Annotated in this window: 26 protein-coding genes; all 26 read left to right on the forward strand. The window is 44.5% G+C overall.

Annotation, left to right across the window (positions count from 1 at the left end):
- The first annotated feature begins 21 nt into the window (after positions 1-21).
- On the forward strand, positions 22-3,645 hold the full coding sequence (gene rpoC, locus V1497_RS00730) for a DNA-directed RNA polymerase subunit beta' (protein ID WP_349409118.1): 3,624 nt from the start codon (positions 22-24) through the stop codon (positions 3,643-3,645).
- An 89-nt stretch (positions 3,646-3,734) separates the two neighbouring features.
- Entirely contained in the window at positions 3,735-3,983 is a 249-nt protein-coding gene (locus V1497_RS00735) for a 50S ribosomal protein L7ae-like protein (RefSeq protein ID WP_349409119.1), read from the forward strand.
- A 112-nt stretch (positions 3,984-4,095) separates the two neighbouring features.
- Positions 4,096-4,518 carry a 30S ribosomal protein S12 gene (gene rpsL / locus V1497_RS00740; RefSeq protein ID WP_349409120.1) on the forward strand — a complete coding sequence of 141 codons (423 nt, stop codon included), beginning with the start codon at positions 4,096-4,098 and terminating at the stop codon, positions 4,516-4,518.
- Between the two features lie 78 nt (positions 4,519-4,596).
- Entirely contained in the window at positions 4,597-5,067 is a 471-nt protein-coding gene (rpsG, locus tag V1497_RS00745) for a 30S ribosomal protein S7 (protein ID WP_349409121.1), read from the forward strand.
- A 57-nt stretch (positions 5,068-5,124) separates the two neighbouring features.
- Positions 5,125-7,209: an elongation factor G gene (gene fusA / locus V1497_RS00750; RefSeq protein WP_349409122.1), complete on the forward strand. Its 2,085-nt coding sequence runs from the start codon at positions 5,125-5,127 to the stop codon at positions 7,207-7,209.
- Positions 7,210-7,331: 122 nt separating this feature from the next.
- Entirely contained in the window at positions 7,332-8,522 is a 1,191-nt protein-coding gene (tuf, locus tag V1497_RS00755; RefSeq protein ID WP_349409123.1) for an elongation factor Tu, read from the forward strand.
- Between the two features lie 510 nt (positions 8,523-9,032).
- Positions 9,033-9,341: a 30S ribosomal protein S10 gene (gene rpsJ, locus V1497_RS00760; protein ID WP_221569190.1), complete on the forward strand. Its 309-nt coding sequence runs from the start codon at positions 9,033-9,035 to the stop codon at positions 9,339-9,341.
- Between the two features lie 38 nt (positions 9,342-9,379).
- Positions 9,380-10,018 carry a 50S ribosomal protein L3 gene (gene rplC / locus V1497_RS00765; protein ID WP_349409124.1) on the forward strand — a complete coding sequence of 213 codons (639 nt, stop codon included), beginning with the start codon at positions 9,380-9,382 and terminating at the stop codon, positions 10,016-10,018.
- Between the two features lie 17 nt (positions 10,019-10,035).
- A complete protein-coding gene (rplD, locus tag V1497_RS00770; protein ID WP_349409125.1) occupies positions 10,036-10,659 on the forward strand; it encodes a 50S ribosomal protein L4 in 624 nt (207 codons plus the stop codon).
- Complete coding sequence (gene rplW / locus V1497_RS00775) at positions 10,659-10,949, forward strand: 50S ribosomal protein L23 (RefSeq protein ID WP_349409126.1); 291 nt, start codon at positions 10,659-10,661, stop codon at positions 10,947-10,949. The genes rplD and rplW overlap by 1 nt, the downstream gene beginning before the upstream one ends.
- Before the next feature lie 28 nt (positions 10,950-10,977).
- Positions 10,978-11,808, forward strand: a complete 831-nt coding sequence (rplB, locus tag V1497_RS00780) for a 50S ribosomal protein L2 (protein WP_349409127.1) — start codon at positions 10,978-10,980, stop codon at positions 11,806-11,808.
- Positions 11,809-11,865: 57 nt separating this feature from the next.
- Entirely contained in the window at positions 11,866-12,144 is a 279-nt protein-coding gene (rpsS, locus tag V1497_RS00785; RefSeq protein WP_349409128.1) for a 30S ribosomal protein S19, read from the forward strand.
- A 20-nt stretch (positions 12,145-12,164) separates the two neighbouring features.
- The gene (gene rplV, locus V1497_RS00790) at positions 12,165-12,506 is read left to right on the forward strand and encodes a 50S ribosomal protein L22 (RefSeq protein WP_349409129.1); all 342 of its coding nucleotides are present in this window, start codon (positions 12,165-12,167) and stop codon (positions 12,504-12,506) included.
- A 3-nt stretch (positions 12,507-12,509) separates the two neighbouring features.
- A complete protein-coding gene (gene rpsC / locus V1497_RS00795) occupies positions 12,510-13,169 on the forward strand; it encodes a 30S ribosomal protein S3 (RefSeq protein WP_226552413.1) in 660 nt (219 codons plus the stop codon).
- A gap of 2 nt (positions 13,170-13,171) precedes the next feature.
- A complete protein-coding gene (gene rplP, locus V1497_RS00800) occupies positions 13,172-13,606 on the forward strand; it encodes a 50S ribosomal protein L16 (protein WP_226552415.1) in 435 nt (144 codons plus the stop codon).
- Positions 13,596-13,799: a 50S ribosomal protein L29 gene (rpmC, locus tag V1497_RS00805; RefSeq protein ID WP_225067063.1), complete on the forward strand. Its 204-nt coding sequence runs from the start codon at positions 13,596-13,598 to the stop codon at positions 13,797-13,799. The genes rplP and rpmC overlap by 11 nt, the downstream gene beginning before the upstream one ends.
- Before the next feature lie 21 nt (positions 13,800-13,820).
- The gene (gene rpsQ, locus V1497_RS00810) at positions 13,821-14,084 is read left to right on the forward strand and encodes a 30S ribosomal protein S17 (protein ID WP_349409130.1); all 264 of its coding nucleotides are present in this window, start codon (positions 13,821-13,823) and stop codon (positions 14,082-14,084) included.
- A 45-nt stretch (positions 14,085-14,129) separates the two neighbouring features.
- On the forward strand, positions 14,130-14,498 hold the full coding sequence (rplN, locus tag V1497_RS00815; protein WP_349409131.1) for a 50S ribosomal protein L14: 369 nt from the start codon (positions 14,130-14,132) through the stop codon (positions 14,496-14,498).
- Between the two features lie 54 nt (positions 14,499-14,552).
- Positions 14,553-14,864 carry a 50S ribosomal protein L24 gene (rplX, locus tag V1497_RS00820; protein ID WP_349410716.1) on the forward strand — a complete coding sequence of 104 codons (312 nt, stop codon included), beginning with the start codon at positions 14,553-14,555 and terminating at the stop codon, positions 14,862-14,864.
- A gap of 26 nt (positions 14,865-14,890) precedes the next feature.
- A complete protein-coding gene (rplE, locus tag V1497_RS00825) occupies positions 14,891-15,430 on the forward strand; it encodes a 50S ribosomal protein L5 (RefSeq protein WP_349409132.1) in 540 nt (179 codons plus the stop codon).
- A gap of 21 nt (positions 15,431-15,451) precedes the next feature.
- A complete protein-coding gene (gene rpsN, locus V1497_RS00830) occupies positions 15,452-15,637 on the forward strand; it encodes a 30S ribosomal protein S14 (RefSeq protein ID WP_225067067.1) in 186 nt (61 codons plus the stop codon).
- A gap of 30 nt (positions 15,638-15,667) precedes the next feature.
- Positions 15,668-16,066, forward strand: a complete 399-nt coding sequence (gene rpsH, locus V1497_RS00835) for a 30S ribosomal protein S8 (protein ID WP_349409133.1) — start codon at positions 15,668-15,670, stop codon at positions 16,064-16,066.
- A 31-nt stretch (positions 16,067-16,097) separates the two neighbouring features.
- Entirely contained in the window at positions 16,098-16,637 is a 540-nt protein-coding gene (gene rplF, locus V1497_RS00840) for a 50S ribosomal protein L6 (RefSeq protein WP_349409134.1), read from the forward strand.
- Between the two features lie 32 nt (positions 16,638-16,669).
- A complete protein-coding gene (gene rplR, locus V1497_RS00845) occupies positions 16,670-17,032 on the forward strand; it encodes a 50S ribosomal protein L18 (RefSeq protein ID WP_349409135.1) in 363 nt (120 codons plus the stop codon).
- Positions 17,033-17,053: 21 nt separating this feature from the next.
- Positions 17,054-17,554 (forward strand): 30S ribosomal protein S5, encoded by a 501-nt coding sequence (gene rpsE, locus V1497_RS00850; RefSeq protein WP_349409136.1) that lies wholly within the window; start codon positions 17,054-17,056, stop codon positions 17,552-17,554.
- Between the two features lie 13 nt (positions 17,555-17,567).
- Complete coding sequence (rpmD, locus tag V1497_RS00855; RefSeq protein ID WP_226552433.1) at positions 17,568-17,756, forward strand: 50S ribosomal protein L30; 189 nt, start codon at positions 17,568-17,570, stop codon at positions 17,754-17,756.
- Positions 17,757-17,777 lie beyond the last annotated feature (21 nt).

Below are 17,777 nucleotides of genomic sequence, written 5' to 3' on the forward strand. Positions count from 1 at the left end.
ATCATAAGGGAGGTAGACCCCTTGATCGATGTAAATAACTTTGAGTATATGAAAATAGGTCTTGCTTCACCAGACAAGATCCGCTCTTGGTCACGCGGTGAAGTCAAGAAGCCGGAAACGATCAACTATCGTACGTTGAAGCCTGAGAAAGACGGGCTATTCTGTGAAAGAATCTTCGGTCCTCAAAAAGACTGGGAATGCCACTGTGGAAAATACAAACGCGTCCGCTATAAGGGCGTCGTTTGTGACCGCTGTGGAGTAGAGGTAACTAGAGCGAAAGTTCGACGTGAGCGCATGGGACACATCGAACTTGCCGCTCCTGTTTCTCATATTTGGTATTTTAAAGGTATTCCAAGCCGTATGGGTCTCGTATTGGATATGTCGCCGAGAGCGTTGGAAGAAGTCATCTATTTCGCTTCTTGGGTCGTAACAGATCCTGGTGAGACACCACTTGAAAAGAAACAATTGTTGTCTGAGAAGGAATACCGTTCCTACCGTGAAAAATACGGTCAAGGATTCACGGCACAAATGGGTGCGGAATCCATCAAGAAGCTTCTTCAAGATATCGATCTTGATAAAGAAGTCGACATGCTAAAAGAAGAGTTGAAGACCGCTCAAGGTCAAAGAAGAACACGTGCGATCAAGCGTCTTGAAGTTTTAGAAGCTTTCCGTCACTCCGGAAACTTGACTTCTTGGATGATTCTGGATGTACTTCCTGTCATCCCTCCAGAGTTGCGACCTATGGTCCAGCTGGATGGTGGACGTTTCGCTACGTCTGACCTGAACGACCTGTACCGTCGTGTCATCAACCGTAATAACCGTTTGAAGCGTCTCTTGGACCTTGGTGCACCGAACATCATCGTCCAGAACGAAAAGCGTATGCTGCAGGAAGCTGTAGATGCACTGATCGACAATGGTCGTCGTGGTCGCCCAGTCACTGGGCCAGGAAACCGTCCATTGAAGTCTCTTTCCCATATGTTGAAAGGGAAGCAAGGACGTTTCCGTCAGAACCTTCTCGGTAAACGTGTCGACTACTCTGGTCGTTCCGTTATCGTTGTAGGTCCGAACCTGAAAATGTATCAATGTGGATTACCGAAAGAGATGGCTCTTGAATTGTTCAAGCCATTCGTCATGAAAGAATTGGTAAGCAAAGGCCTGGCACATAACATCAAGAGTGCCAAGCGTAAAGTTGAACGTGTTCAGCCTGAAGTCTGGGATGTCCTTGAAGAGGTCATCAAAGAGCACCCGGTTCTATTGAACCGTGCGCCAACACTTCACCGTCTTGGTATCCAAGCATTTGAACCTACGTTGGTGGAAGGACGTGCAATCCGTCTTCACCCACTCGTATGTACAGCTTACAACGCGGACTTTGACGGTGACCAAATGGCCGTCCACGTTCCATTATCTGCTGAAGCACAAGCAGAGGCACGATTACTGATGCTTGCTGCTCAGAACATCCTGAATCCTAAGGATGGAAAACCAGTCGTAACACCTTCCCAGGATATGGTACTAGGTAACTATTACCTGACTCTGGAACGAGAAGGCGCGATTGGTGAAGGTATGATCGTCAATGATACGAATGAAGCATTGACTGCGTATCAAAATGGCTATGTACACCTTCATACGCGTGTTGCCATTCCGGCTAAGGCGCTTGGAAAAGGCTCCTTTACGGAAGAGCAGAACCGTAAATTGTTGATTACAACGGTAGGTAAATTGATTTTCAATGAAATCCTGCCTCCGTCATTCCCATATATCAATGAACCGACTGAATACAATCTGGAAGTAGCAACACCAGAGAAGTATTTCGTTGATCCAACTGTTGATGTGAAGGAAGAAATCAAAAATAGAGAAGTCATCACGCCATTCAAGAAAGGCATCCTTGGTAAGATCATCGCAGAGGTCTTCAAGCGATTTAAGATCACTGAAACCTCCAAGATGCTTGACCGTATGAAGGATCTCGGATTCAAGTATGCAACCAAGGCGGGTATCACTGTTGGTGTATCTGACATCGTTGTCCTTTCCGAAAAGAAAGAGATCCTTGAGGAAGCGGAAGAAAAAGTAACGAAGGTTATGAAGCAATTCCGTAGAGGTCTCATTACAGAAGAAGAACGCTATGACCGCATCATTGCGATTTGGAGTAATGCGAAGGATGTCATCCAAGAAAAACTGATGGTTTCCTTGGATCCGCATAACCCAATTTACATGATGAGTGATTCCGGAGCGCGTGGTAACGCCTCAAACTTCACTCAGCTTGCCGGTATGCGTGGACTAATGGCCAACCCGGCTGGACGAATCATCGAACTACCGATCAAGTCCAGTTTCCGTGAAGGTCTGACAGTACTCGAGTACTTTATTTCAACGCACGGTGCACGTAAAGGTCTAGCGGATACAGCCCTTAAGACGGCTGACTCAGGTTATCTGACCCGTCGTCTGGTCGATGTCGCACAAGACGTTATCGTACGTGAAAAAGATTGCGGCACAGACCGTGGACTTACTGTAAAAGCGATCAAAGAAGGTAACGAAGTCATCGAACCACTTGATGAGCGTTTGATTGGACGTGTGGCGTTTAAGACGATCCACCATCCGGAAAACGGTTCTGTCATCGTTGGTCGAAACGACTTGATCACTGAAGATATCGCGAAAGAAATCATCGACCTTGGTATCGAAGAAGTCGTCATCCGTTCTGCGTTTACATGTAACACACGCCACGGAGTATGTAAGCTTTGTTACGGACGTAACCTAGCTACTGGTTCAGAGGTTGAAGTTGGTGAAGCAGTTGGAATCATCGCTGCTCAATCAATTGGTGAGCCTGGTACACAGCTTACGATGCGTACGTTCCATACAGGCGGAGTTGCCGGAGACGATATCACACAAGGTTTACCGCGTATCCAAGAATTGTTCGAAGCTCGTAATCCGAAAGGTCAAGCGGTCATTTCTGAACTTGACGGAACGGTTACAGCAATTAACGAAGTTCGCGAGAAACGCGAAATCACTGTTCAAGGTGAAGCTGAATCGCGTAACTATACAATTCCATATGGCGCACGTATCAAAGTGAAAGTAGACGACCAAATCGTTGCTGGTCAAGAACTCACGGAAGGTTCCATCGATCCGAAAGAATTGATGAAAGTTTCCGGTGTCGATGCCGTTCAAAACTACTTGCTACGTGAAGTACAAAAGGTATACCGTATGCAGGGTGTTGAAATCGGCGACAAGCACGTTGAGGTAATGGTTCGTCAAATGATGCGCAAGATCCGTGTGATTGAAGCTGGAGATACGAGTGTCCTTCCAGGATCCCTTATCGATATCAACCAGTTCACGGATGTCAACACGAATGTACTCCTGCAAGGTGGTCAACCTGCAACAGGCCGACCGATCCTGCTTGGAATCACAAAAGCATCACTTGAAACAGAATCATTCTTGTCTGCTGCATCCTTCCAGGAAACGACACGAGTACTTACAGACGCAGCTATCAAAGGTAAGCGTGATGAATTACTCGGATTGAAAGAAAATGTCATCATCGGTAAACTAGTCCCTGCAGGAACAGGAATGTCGCGATACCGCAACATTGTTCCGACCGGTGAAAGTGCCGAAGTGGAAGCGAATGAAGAAGCAGTCGTTGCAGAAGAACTCGTAACACAAGATTAAAAAAGTCTTGTTGACAACGTTATACGATTTTGATACTATTACGTAGTGCTTCCATCAAAAACCTGTAGCTTTGGAGGATATCCACTGAAATGTCTTATGAAAAAGTAATGCAGGCGACAAATATTATTGTTGGCACAAAGCAAACAATAAAAGCCCTTCAGAATGGGGAAGTGAAAGAGCTAATCGTTGCAGATGATGCAGATCAGCGTGTAACGAATAAAGTCGTTCACATCGCAAAAGAAAAAAGCGTTCCTGTCTCGAATGTCGAATCTATGAAAAAGCTTGGAAAAGCTTGTGGAATCGATGTAGGGGCTGCAACGGTTGCGATAATAGGATAAAATGTTTTTGCCAGGGCGTTTTCGCCCTGAGCAAAAACTTTATTTTGTCCAAAAATGAACCACCTGGATGTGTGGGCTAGGAAGATTACGCAAGAAGGGAGGAAAACAAAAGATGCCTACTATTAACCAATTAGTACGTAAAGGACGTCATTCAAAAGGTAAAAAGTCTGACTCACCAGCATTGAACAAAGGTTACAACAGCTTCAAGAAAGCTCATACTGACCTTTCTTCTCCGCAAAAACGCGGTGTTTGTACTCGTGTTGGTACGATGACGCCTAAGAAACCGAACTCTGCACTTCGTAAGTATGCGCGTGTTCGTTTGACTAACCAGATTGAAGTTACAGCTTACATTCCTGGTATCGGTCACAACTTGCAAGAACACAGCGTTGTACTAATCCGTGGAGGTCGTGTTAAGGACTTACCAGGGGTACGTTACCACATCGTTCGTGGTGCGCTTGACACTGCTGGAGTCAATGACCGTCGTCAAGGTCGTTCCAAGTATGGAACGAAGAAACCTAAAGATGAGAAAAAGTAATAGAGCCCTTTCAAAAGTAACGGCTAACTTTTGAAGCTCTGACATAAGATACAACAACTTTGGAAAGGAGGGGACCACATGCCTCGTAAAGGACCTGTAGAACGTCGTGATGTATTACCTGATCCGATTTATAAATCTAAGCTTGTGACACGCCTAATCAACAAAATCATGGTTGATGGAAAAAGAGGTGTCGCACAGAAGCTTCTATATAATGCATTCAACATCGTTCAAGAGAAAACAAACCAAGATCCAATGGAAGTACTTGACCAAGCACTTAAGAACATCATGCCAGTTCTTGAAGTAAGAGCTCGTCGTGTTGGTGGTGCAAACTACCAAGTACCAGTCGAAGTACGCCCTGAGCGTCGTACGACACTTGGACTTCGTTGGTTGGTAAACTATTCTCGTCTTCGTGGTGAAAAGACCATGGAGGAGCGCTTGGCTTACGAAATCATGGATGCAGCAAACAACACTGGTGCATCTGTTAAGAAGCGTGAAGACATGCACAAAATGGCAGAAGCGAACAAAGCATTCGCTCACTACCGTTGGTAATTTCCAAACAGCGAAATTTAATCTATCAATCACAATTTGAGGAAGGAGAAAGACCCAATGGCAAGAGAGTTCTCCTTGAAAGAAACACGTAACATTGGAATCATGGCTCACATCGATGCTGGTAAAACAACTACGACTGAGCGTATTCTATTCTATACAGGACGTATCCACAAAATTGGTGAAACTCACGAAGGAGCTTCACAAATGGACTGGATGGAGCAGGAACAGGAGCGCGGAATCACAATCACTTCCGCTGCGACTACTGCTCAATGGAAAGGTCACCGTGTTAACATCATCGATACACCTGGACACGTAGACTTCACAGTTGAAGTTGAACGTTCATTGCGTGTATTGGATGGCGCGGTAGCAGTATTGGATGCACAATCCGGAGTTGAGCCTCAAACTGAAACAGTTTGGCGCCAGGCTACAACTTATCATGTACCTCGTATCGTATTCATCAACAAGATGGATAAAATCGGAGCAGACTTCATCTACTCACTTGGAACACTACGTGAACGCCTAGGTGCTAACGCACATGCGATCCAGCTTCCAATCGGTGCTGAAGACAACTTCGAAGGAATCATCGATCTTGTTGAAATGAAGGCTTACTTCTATGAAGATGACCTTGGTACACGTACAAAAGCTGGTGAAATTCCAGACGAGTACAAAGAGCTCGCTGAGGAATATCACGGCAAGCTAGTTGAAGCTGTTGCTGAACTAGATGAAGATCTCATGATGAAGTATCTTGAAGGTGAAGAGCTTACAGTCGACGAACTGAAAGCTGGAATCCGTAAGGGTACAGTAAACGTTGAGTTCTATCCTGTTCTTTGCGGTTCTGCATTTAAGAACAAGGGTGTTCAACTCGTACTAGACGCAACACTCGACTATCTACCATCTCCATTGGATGTACCTGCAATCAAAGGTTTCATCCCTGGTGATGACGAAGATGAAGAAGTAACGCGTGAAGCTGACGATAACGGTCCATTCTCTGCCTTAGCATTTAAGGTTATGACAGACCCTTACGTTGGTAAGCTGACGTTCTTCCGTGTGTACTCTGGTACACTTGATTCTGGTTCTTATATCAAGAACTCTACGAAGAACAAGCGTGAACGTGTAGGTCGTATCCTTCAAATGCACGCGAACTCCCGTGAAGAGATTTCAACTGTTTACGCTGGAGACATCGCTGCTGCAGTAGGACTTAAGGATACGTCAACTGGTGACACGCTTTGTGATGAGGGCGACCTTGTAATCCTTGAGTCTATGGATTTCCCTGAACCAGTTATCTCCTTGTCTGTTGAGCCTAAATCCAAGGCTGACCAAGACAAGATGGCAATCGCTCTTGCGAAATTAGCTGAAGAGGATCCAACTTTCAAAACTGAAACGAACCAAGAAACTGGACAAACGATCATCTCTGGTATGGGTGAACTTCACCTGGACATCATCGTTGACCGTTTGAAGCGTGAGTTCAAGGTTGAAGCAAACGTTGGTGCTCCTCAGGTTGCTTACCGTGAGACGATTCGCAAAGGTGCGAAGGTTGAAGGAAAATTCGTGCGTCAATCTGGTGGTCGTGGACAATACGGTCACGTTTGGATCGAGTTCGAACCAAACGAAGAGGGCGCAGGATTCGAATTTGAAAACAAGATCGTCGGTGGTGTTGTACCACGTGAATACATTCCAGCGGTACAAAACGGAATCGAAGAAGCTATGCAAAACGGTATGATTGCAGGATACCCTGTCATCGACGTTAAAGCTACAATCTTCGACGGTTCTTACCACGATGTCGACTCCAATGAAATGGCGTTTAAGATTGCTGGATCCATGGCATTGAAGAACGCTAAACAACATTGTAGCCCAGTTCTTCTTGAGCCGATGATGAAGGTTGAAGTCGTCGTTCCTGAAGAATACATGGGAGACATCATGGGGGATGTTACATCCCGCCGTGGTCGAGTAGAAGGTATGGAAGCACGCGGTAACGCTCAAGTAATCCGTGCAATGGTACCTCTTTCTGAGATGTTTGGTTACGCTACGACTCTACGTTCTAGAACGCAAGGTCGTGGAACGTACACAATGCACTTTGAAAAGTACGAAGAAGTACCGAAGTCGATTTCTGAAGAAATCATCAAAAAAGTAAGCGGCGCTTAATCGCTTGCGACTTGTACAAGCAAGTACATTTATTGTAAGCTAAGATAGGTGACAGTAAATCTATCACCTATCTTACAAATAAAAAAATCCAAATTTCTTATATTTAAAGGAGGAACATACTCATGGCAAAAGAAAAATTCGATCGTTCCAAAGCCCACGTCAACATTGGTACAATTGGACACGTTGACCATGGTAAAACTACACTAACTGCAGCAATCACTACAGTACTTCACAAGAAGTCTGGTAAAGGTGAAGCTCGTGCATACGACCAAATCGATGGTGCACCAGAAGAGCGTGAGCGTGGAATCACAATCGCGACAGCACACGTTGAGTACGAAACTGACAACCGTCACTATGCTCACGTTGACTGCCCTGGACACGCTGACTACGTTAAGAACATGATCACAGGTGCTGCACAAATGGACGGCGGAATCCTAGTTGTTTCTGCTGCTGATGGTCCAATGCCACAAACTCGTGAGCACATTCTACTTTCTCGTCAGGTAGGTGTACCTTACCTTGTTGTATTCATGAACAAGTGTGACATGGTAGACGACGAAGAACTACTTGAACTAGTAGAAATGGAAGTACGTGACCTTCTTTCTGAGTACGACTTCCCTGGTGACGATGTACCAGTAATCAAAGGTTCTGCTCTTAAAGCTCTTGAAGGAGATGCTGATTGGGAAGCTAAAATCTTTGAACTTATGGACGCTGTCGATGAGTACATCCCAACTCCAGAGCGTGACCACGACAAGCCATTCATGATGCCTGTTGAGGACGTATTCTCAATCACAGGTCGTGGAACAGTTGCTACTGGTCGTGTTGAGCGTGGTAAAGTTAAAGTTGGAGACGAAATCGAAATCCTTGGTTTAACTGAAGAGCCTAAGAAAACAACTGTAACTGGTGTTGAAATGTTCCGTAAGCTTCTTGACTATGCTGAAGCTGGTGACAACATCGGAGCACTACTTCGTGGTGTATCCCGTGACGACATCGAGCGTGGACAAGTTCTTGTTCAACCAGGAACTGTTAAAGCACACACTAAGTTCAAGGCAGAAGTTTATGTTCTATCTAAAGAAGAAGGTGGACGTCATACTCCATTCTTCGCTAACTACCGTCCTCAGTTCTACTTCCGTACTACGGACGTAACTGGAACAATTGCACTTCCAGAAGGAACTGAAATGGTTATGCCTGGTGACAACATCGAAATGACAGTTGAATTGATTTCACCAATCGCGATCGAAGATGGTACTAAGTTCTCTATCCGTGAGGGTGGACGTACTGTAGGTGCTGGTGTCGTAGCATCTATCATCGAATAGTCGATTGATTATCAATTAAAACACCCCGTTTTTACGGGGTGTTTTTTATTTAGGCTTTGTTAGCTATTAGGGTAAAGAAACACTGTTTAAATGCCCTGAAAACTTGTCCATAGTAAAATGAGGGTAAAGAAACCAGAGACATTAGTACACGCTGCCTGCGAAAAATTCTGTCGCATCTGTCCAAACGATAAAACCATCTATCTGTCCTCACGATCTATATAAGAAATTTCTCGCTTAAAAAATCCACTATCAACAAATTTTAATCCTATCCAAAAATCCCTTGCAAAACATAGGCGAAACCTTTATAATAGATCAAGTGTGGCTGAGTACTGATCATTGCTTGAGGCATTGCAAAACCCTTGCGTCTCTAGTATAATCAGTAATGTTGGTCATCGAAATGCGATGAAGTAGAAGGTTGCGGACACACCCGGCCCCTTTGCCATGGCGGGTACGTTCGGTAAATTTCTACTGAGAATTGTCTATATTAATGGACGAGAAGGAGGGGAAATAATGGCAAAGCAAAAGATTCGTATTCGTTTAAAGGCTTATGATCACCGTATTCTAGACCAATCCGGTGAAAAGATCGTTGAAACTGCAAAGCGATCTGGTGCAAAGGTATCGGGACCAATCCCACTACCAACTGAAAAGTCTGTATACACAATCTTGCGAGCTGTACACAAGTACAAAGATTCTCGTGAGCAATTCGAAATGCGTACGCACAAGCGTTTGATCGACATCATCGAGCCAACGCCTCAAACTGTTGATTCGCTAATGCGTTTGGATCTACCGTCTGGCGTTGACATCGAAATTAAGCTATAAAACAAATTAAATTTTTCATATTTTAGGAGGTGTGACGAATGACCAAAGGAATCTTAGGTAAAAAGATCGGTATGACACAAATCTTTGCAGAAAACGGTGAAGTGATTCCAGTAACTGTTGTTGAAGCTAGTCCGAACGTTGTTCTACAAGTAAAGACTGCTGAAAACGATGGCTACGAGGCGATCCAGATCGGTTATGCTGACAAGAAAGAATCTCGTACCAATAAACCTGCAAAGGGCCATGCTGAAAAAGCAAACACAAACCCTAAGCGCTACGTTAAAGAACTTCGCGGAGCAGAGCTCGGAAGTTATGAAGTTGGTCAGGAAGTCAAAGTAGATATTTTCCAGGAAGGCGATACAGTAGACGTCACTGGAACATCAAAAGGTAAAGGGTTCCAAGGTGCAATCAAGCGCCACGGACAATCACGCGGACCAATGACTCACGGTTCTCGTTACCACCGTCGCCCTGGTTCTATGGGTGCTGTTGACCCAATGCGCGTATTCAAAGGTAAAAAGCTACCTGGACGCATGGGCGGAAAGCAAGTTACTGTACAAAACCTTGAAGTCGTCAAGGTCGATGCAGAACGCAATCTACTAATGATCAAAGGTAACGTACCTGGAGCGAAGAAGAGCTACGTTACTGTTCAATCTGGTATCAAAGCAAAAGAAGCTAAGTAAGAAAGGAGGATACACCGGTGCCAAAAGTAACGCTATACAATCAATCCGGTTCTGAAATCGGAGAAATCGAATTAAATGACAACGTATTTGGAATTGAGCCAAATAACCACGTACTTTTTGAAGCAGTTGTGATGCAACAATCATCAACTCGTCAAGGAACACACGCTGTTAAGAACCGTTCTGCGGTAAGAGGCGGAGGACGTAAGCCTTGGCGTCAAAAAGGAACTGGACGTGCTCGTCAAGGATCAATCCGTTCACCACAATGGGTAGGCGGTGGAACTGTCTTCGGTCCTACACCAAGAAGCTACAGCTACAAGCTTCCGAAGAAAGTACGTCGTTTGGCTATCAAGTCTGCACTTTCTTCTAAAGTGCAAGAAAACAACATGATTGTCTTGGAAGATCTTAAATTTGATGCTCCAAAGACAAAAGAAATGGCTAGTGTATTAGCAAACTTCTCTTCAGCATCTAAAGCTCTTATCGTTACAGCTGACTATAACGAATTTGCTGCTTTATCTGCTCGCAACATCCCTGGAGTTACACTGATCACTGCTGACGGTGTAAACGTCTTGGATGTGTTGGATCATGACAAGGTATTCATGACGAAAGATGCTGTAGAAAAGGTAGAGGAGGTGCTCGCATAATGGCAGACGCACGTGAAATTATCAAGCGCCCCGTTATCACTGAACGTACTACAGAAATCATGGGTGATAGAAAGTACACGTTCGAGGTTGACCCTCGCGCGAACAAAACCCAGATCAAAAACGCAGTTGAAGAAATTTTCGGTGTGAAAGTCGAAAATGTAAACACTCAAAACTATAAAGGAAAGAAGAAACGTGTAGGTCGTTACTTCGGATTCACTGCAAAGCGCAAAAAAGCGATTGTCCAGTTGACTTCCGATAGTAAAGAACTCGATTTCTTCGAAGGAGTATAAAGCTTACTCGTAAAGGAGGGACCGTAAAATGGCTATCAAAAAGTATAAACCAACATCAAATGGCCGTCGTCACATGACGTCATCTGATTTTAGTGAAATTACAACAGACCAGCCCGAAAAGTCGTTGCTAGCTCCATTGAACAAGAAAGCTGGCCGAAACAACCACGGGCGTATTACTACTCGTCACCAAGGTGGAGGCCACAAGCGTAAGTATCGTATCATCGACTTCAAACGTGATAAAGATGGTATACCAGGACGCGTTGCTACGATCGAATATGATCCAAACCGTTCTGCAAACATTGCGCTAGTCCACTATGCTGACGGAGAAAAGCGTTACATCCTTGCTACTAAAGGCATGGAAGTTGGACAAGAAGTAATGTCAGGACCAGATGCGGACATCAAGAATGGTAACGCAATGGCTCTAAAAGACATTCCAGTGGGTACAACAATCCACAATATCGAAATGAAGCCTGGACGCGGAGGACAGCTTGTACGTTCTGCAGGTGCTGAAGCACAACTTCTTGGTAAAGAAGAACGTTACGCGCTTGTACGTCTTCGTTCTGGAGAAACTCGTCGTATCCTATTGACTTGCCGTGCAACAATCGGTCAAGTAGGAAACCTGGAGCACGAACTTATCAACATCGGTAAAGCTGGACGCTCTCGCTGGTTAGGTAAGCGCCCTACAGTCCGTGGTTCTGTTATGAACCCTAGTGATCACCCACACGGTGGTGGTGAAGGACGCGCGCCAATCGGACGTAAATCACCAATGTCACCTTGGGGCAAACCGACTCTTGGATACAAGACTCGTAAGAAGAACAAGCCAAGTGACAAGTATATCGTACGTCGTCGTAAAAAATAACGGGATTGAACTACGGTTCAAACGAACCGTAGCGCAATCGCGAAGGGAGGTACTAGAATGGGTCGTAGTTTGAAAAAGGGACCTTTCGTAGATGAGCATCTAATGAAAAAAGTTGAAGCACAAGGTGAAAGCAACGACAAGAAAGTCATCAAGACTTGGTCTCGTCGCTCTACTATTTTTCCACAGTTCATCGGACACACAATTGCCGTTTATGACGGACGCAAGCATGTGCCAGTGTACGTAACTGAAGACATGGTCGGACACAAGTTGGGTGAATTTGCACCAACACGTACGTACAAAGGCCACGCTGCTGACGATAAGAAAACAAGACGTTAACAAGAGAGGAGGTACTCCGAATGGAAGCTAAAGCTGTTGCAAAACAGGTTCGAATTGCTCCTCGTAAAGCTCGCCTAGTCGTCGATCTCATTCGAGGAAAGGAAGTTGGAGAAGCGATTGCGATCTTGCGTCATACGCATAAAGGTGCATCTCCAATTGTAGAAAAAGTGTTGAACTCTGCGATCGCAAATGCAGAACACAACTACGAAATGGAGCCAAACAACCTAGTGATCAAATCTGCTTATGTTGATGAAGGTGTAACAATGAAACGATTCCGCCCACGTGCTATGGGTCGTGCAAGCCGTATCAACAAGCGCACAAGCCACATTACAATCGTGGTATCAGAAAAGAAGGAGGGATAAATCGTGGGTCAAAAAGTAAATCCAGTAGGACTTCGTGTCGGTGTCATCCGTGACTGGGAATCAAAATGGTACGCGGACAAAGACTACGCAGACCTATTACATGAAGATATTAAAATTCGTGAATATATTGAAACTCGATTGAAGGATGCTGCTGTATCTGCAGTTGAAATCGAGCGTGCGGCAAACCGTGTGAACATTACTGTTAAAACTGCTAAGCCAGGTATGGTCATCGGTAAAGGTGGTTCTGAAGTTGAAGCACTTCGTAAATCCCTTAACGATCTAACTGGCAAGCGTGTACACGTAAACATTTTCGAAATCAAGCAAGCTGATCTTGATTCCAAGCTTGTTGCAGAAAACATTGCTCGCCAACTTGAAAACCGTATTTCGTTCCGTCGTGCAATGAAACAAACAATCCAACGTGCAATGCGCGCAGGTGCGAAAGGTATTAAAACGGAAGTATCAGGACGTCTTGGCGGCGCTGATATCGCTCGTTCTGAATCATACAGCGAAGGAACTGTTCCGCTTCACACGCTTCGTGCAGACATCGACTATGGAACTGCAGAAGCAGACACAACTTACGGTAAATTGGGAGTTAAAGTCTGGATCTATCGTGGTGAAGTCCTTCCAACGAAAGGAACGAAACAAGAGGAAGGAGGAAAATAATTATGTTGATGCCAAAACGTGTTAAATATCGTAGAGAACACCGTGGTAAAATGCGCGGACGCGCTAAAGGCGGCCAAGAAGTCGCATTCGGTGAATACGGTCTACAAGCAGTAGAAGCGTCATGGATCACAAACCGCCAGATTGAAGCAGCACGTATCGCGATGACGCGTTACATGAAGCGTGGCGGTAAAGTATGGATTAAAATTTTCCCTTCTAAGCCTTACACAGCGAAGCCTCTAGAAGTCCGAATGGGTTCTGGTAAAGGTGCTCCTGAAGGATGGGTAGCAGTTGTAAAGCCTGGGAAAATCATGTTTGAGGTAGCTGGAGTATCTGAGGAAGTAGCTCGTGAAGCTCTTCGTCTTGCATCTCACAAGCTTCCAATCAAAACGAAATTTGTAAAACGCGAAGAAGTGGGTGGTGACACAAATGAAAGCTAATGATTTCCGTAACTTAACCACTGCAGAAATCGAACAGAACGTTAAGACTCTTAAAGAAGAGCTATTCAACCTTCGCTTTCAATTAGCAACTGGCCAATTAGAAAACCCTGCCCGCATTCGTGAAGTCCGCAAAGCCATTGCACGTGCAAAGACTGTATTGCGCGAACGTGAGCTCGGAATTACGAACGCTTAAATTGAAGGGAGGACTTAAAAAATGAGCGAACGCAACCAACGTAAGGTATATGTAGGTCGTGTAGTATCCGACAAAATGGATAAGACGATCACTGTACTAGTTGAAACTTATAAAAATGATCAATTGTACGGAAAGCGCGTTAAGTACTCTAAGAAGTTCAAAGCGCACGATGAGAACAACACTGCTAAAATGAACGACATCGTTCGAATCATGGAAACTCGTCCATTGTCTAAAGACAAGCGTTTCCGTTTAGTAGAAGTTGTTGAAGAATCTATCATTATCTAATAAAAGTTCGGATCGATATCTTCAGTCCGAAAGGAGGTACACGTAATGATTCAACAAGAATCACGTTTAAAAGTTGCTGACAACTCTGGAGCTCGTGAACTACTAGCTATCAAGGTCCTAGGTGGATCTGGACGTAAGTATGCAAACATCGGTGATATGGTAGTGTGTTCTGTTAAATCTGCAACACCAGGCGGCGTTGTTAAGAAGGGTGAAGTTGTTCGTGCGGTCGTAGTACGTTCTAAGCGTGGTGTGCGTCGTCCGGACGGTTCATACATCCGTTTCGACGAGAACGCTGCAGTCATCGTACGTGATGACAAGAGCCCGAGAGGAACTCGTATTTTCGGACCAGTTGCACGTGAACTACGTGACAACCAGTTCATGAAAATCGTTTCACTAGCGCCAGAAGTTCTTTAAAAATAGAATTCAAGCTATGTCTTGTAAGGAGGTGCGCAAGTCGCTATGCCTAAAATGCACGTGAAAAAAGGCGATAAAGTTCAAGTTATTTCAGGTAAGGATAAAGGGAAGCAAGGTGTCGTCCTTCAAGCATTACCAAAGGAAAACCGTGTAATCGTTGAAGGAGTGAACGTTGTTAAGAAGCACGCTAAACCTTCTCAAGATAATCCACAAGGTGGAATCCTTAACGTTGAAGCTTCCATCCATGCTTCTAACGTTTTGCCGATTGACCCTAAGTCTGGAGAACCTACTCGTGTAGGTTATGAAGAAAAGGACGGAAAGAAAGTACGTATTGCTAAGAAGTCAGGAGAAGCTCTTGACAAATAAGCAAAGGTGAAAGGAGGTTACCTAGAATGAATCGTCTACAAGAAAGATACAAAGAAGAAATCGTTCCTTCTCTCCAAGAGAAGTTCGAATATAGCTCAGTAATGCAAGTACCAAAAATCGAAAAGATCGTTATCAACATGGGATTAGGAGATGCTGTTTCCAACGCGAAAGCACTTGATGTTGCAGTTGATGAATTGACTCAGATCGCAGGTCAAAAGCCGGTTGTAACAAAAGCGAAGAAATCCATCGCTGGATTCAAGCTTCGTGAAGGAATGCCGATCGGTGCGAAGGTTACATTACGCGGTGAGCGTATGTATGATTTCCTTGACAAGCTAATCAGTGTTTCTCTTCCACGTGTGCGTGACTTCCGCGGTATTTCTAAGAAATCATTCGACGGTCGTGGAAACTACACACTTGGTGTGAAAGAACAGCTAATTTTCCCAGAGATCGATTATGATAAGGTCAACAAAGTGCGCGGTATGGATATCGTTATCGTAACTACTGCAAACTCAGACGAAGAGGCTCGTGAACTACTTACTCAAGTAGGTATGCCATTCCAAAAATAATGAGCCAAAGGAGGGAAAACTGTGGCGAAAAAATCAATGATCGCTAAACAAAAGCGTAAGCAGAAGTTCAAAGTACAAGAATACACACGTTGTGAACGCTGCGGACGTCCGCATTCCGTAATTCGTAAATTCAAGCTTTGCAGAATTTGTTTCCGCGAACTTGCATATAAAGGTCAAATCCCTGGCGTCAAAAAAGCTAGTTGGTAAACCCCATTGACGGGAAGGAGGTAATTAGTAATGGTCATGACAGATCCAATTGCAGATATGTTAACTCGCATTCGTAATGCGAACACTGTAGGTCACGATAAACTTGAGGTTCCTGCATCCAAGTTGAAAAAGGAGATCGCAGAAATCTTGAAGAACGAAGGTTTCGTACGTGACGTAGAGTTCATCGAAGATAACAAGCAAGGTGTTATTCGTATTTTCTTAAAATATGGTCCGAACAACGAACGTGTTATTACAGGCCTTAAGAGAATCAGTAAGCCTGGCTTGCGTGTCTATGCGAAAGCATACGAAGTACCACGTGTACTTGGTGGACTAGGAATTGCACTAGTTTCAACATCTAGAGGAATTATGACAGACAAAGATGCTCGCAACCAACAAGTGGGCGGAGAAGTCTTAGCATACGTTTGGTAATAAAAGAAAGAAAGAATGGAGGTGCAGCTGAATGTCTCGTATTGGTAACAGAAGATTACAAATCCCTAACGGCGTAACTGTCGAGAACAAAGGTAACAACGTCGTTACTGTTAAAGGACAAAAAGGTGAATTGACTCGCTCTTTCAGTCCTGATATGAAAATCAACATCGAAGAGAATGAAGTGACGGTTGAGCGTCCAAGTGAGCACAAAGAACACAAATCTCTTCACGGAACTACTGTAAGCCTGATCGACAACATGATTCATGGTGTTTCCAACGGTTACGAAAAGTCTCTTGAACTAGTCGGTGTCGGATACCGTGCAAACAAGTCTGGTAACAAACTAGTCTTGAACGTAGGTTACTCCCACCCAGTTGAGATCGTACCTGAAGAAGGAATTGATATCGAAGTTCCTGCGAATACGAAAGTAGTCGTTAAAGGTATCGATAAAGAACGTGTTGGTGCTGTTGCAGCGAATATTCGCTCTGTTCGTCTTCCTGAACCGTATAAAGGGAAAGGTATCCGTTACGAAGGAGAATATGTTCGTCGTAAGGAAGGTAAGACTGGTAAATAGTAACGTAAGATTACGGAAAGGAGTGGCGTAGGATGATTACAAAGCCAGATAAGAATGTTGCGCGCAAAAAACGACATGCACGTGTACGCCGTAATATTTTCGGTACAGCAGAACGTCCTCGCTTGAACGTATTCCGTTCATCAAAACACATCTACGCTCAGTTGATTGATGATGAAAACGGAGTAACGTTAGCGTCTGCTTCTACACTTGACAATGATGTAGAAGTTGAGCAAGGCGGAAATGTTGAAGCTGCTAAAAAAGTCGGCGAAACAATCGCTAAGCGCGCAGTTGAAGCTGGGCACAAAGTAGTTGTATTCGACCGCGGTGGATATATCTATCACGGACGCGTAAAAGCATTAGCTGACGCAGCTCGTGAATCAGGACTACAATTTTAATAAAAGGAGGGAAACTCAATCATGCGTGGAATCGATCCAAACAAACTAGAACTTGAAGAACGTGTTGTTACCGTAAACCGCGTAGCGAAGGTTGTAAAAGGTGGACGTCGCTTCCGCTTTGCTGCGGTTGTGGTAGTAGGAGATAAGAACGGTCATGTTGGATTCGGTACTGGTAAAGCACAAGAGGTACCAGAAGCGATCCGCAAGGCTATCGAAGATGCGAAAAAGAATCTTGTAAGTGTACCGATCGTCGGTACGACAGTTCCTCACCAAATCAACGGACGATATGGAGCAGGAAACGTATTGTTGAAGCCTGCATCTGAGGGTACAGGAGTTATCGCTGGTGGACCTGTACGTGCTGTACTAGAGTTGGCTGGAGTTGGTGACATCCTTTCAAAATCATTAGGATCTAACAACCCAATCAACATGGTACGTGCTACAATCGAAGGATTAAAAAATCTAAAGCGTGCTGAGGACGTTGCGAAATTGCGCGGCAAATCAGTAGAAGATCTTTTAGGTTAAGGAGGGATTTTGAATGGCTAAGAAATTAGAAGTCACCCTCACTCGTAGTTTAATTGGTCGTCCTGAAAACCAACGTGTTACAGTTAAAACACTTGGTCTTCGCAAGATGCACCAGACAGTCGTACACGAAGATAATGAAGCAATTCGTGGTATGGTGAACAAGGTGTCTCATCTTGTAACAGTAAAAGAAATCAATGCGTAACAAGACGATATAAATCATGAG

It is taken from the genome of Pseudalkalibacillus sp. SCS-8 (assembly GCF_040126055.1).
In the GTDB taxonomy this organism is placed as follows: Bacteria; Bacillota; Bacilli; order Bacillales; family Fictibacillaceae; genus Pseudalkalibacillus; species Pseudalkalibacillus nanhaiensis.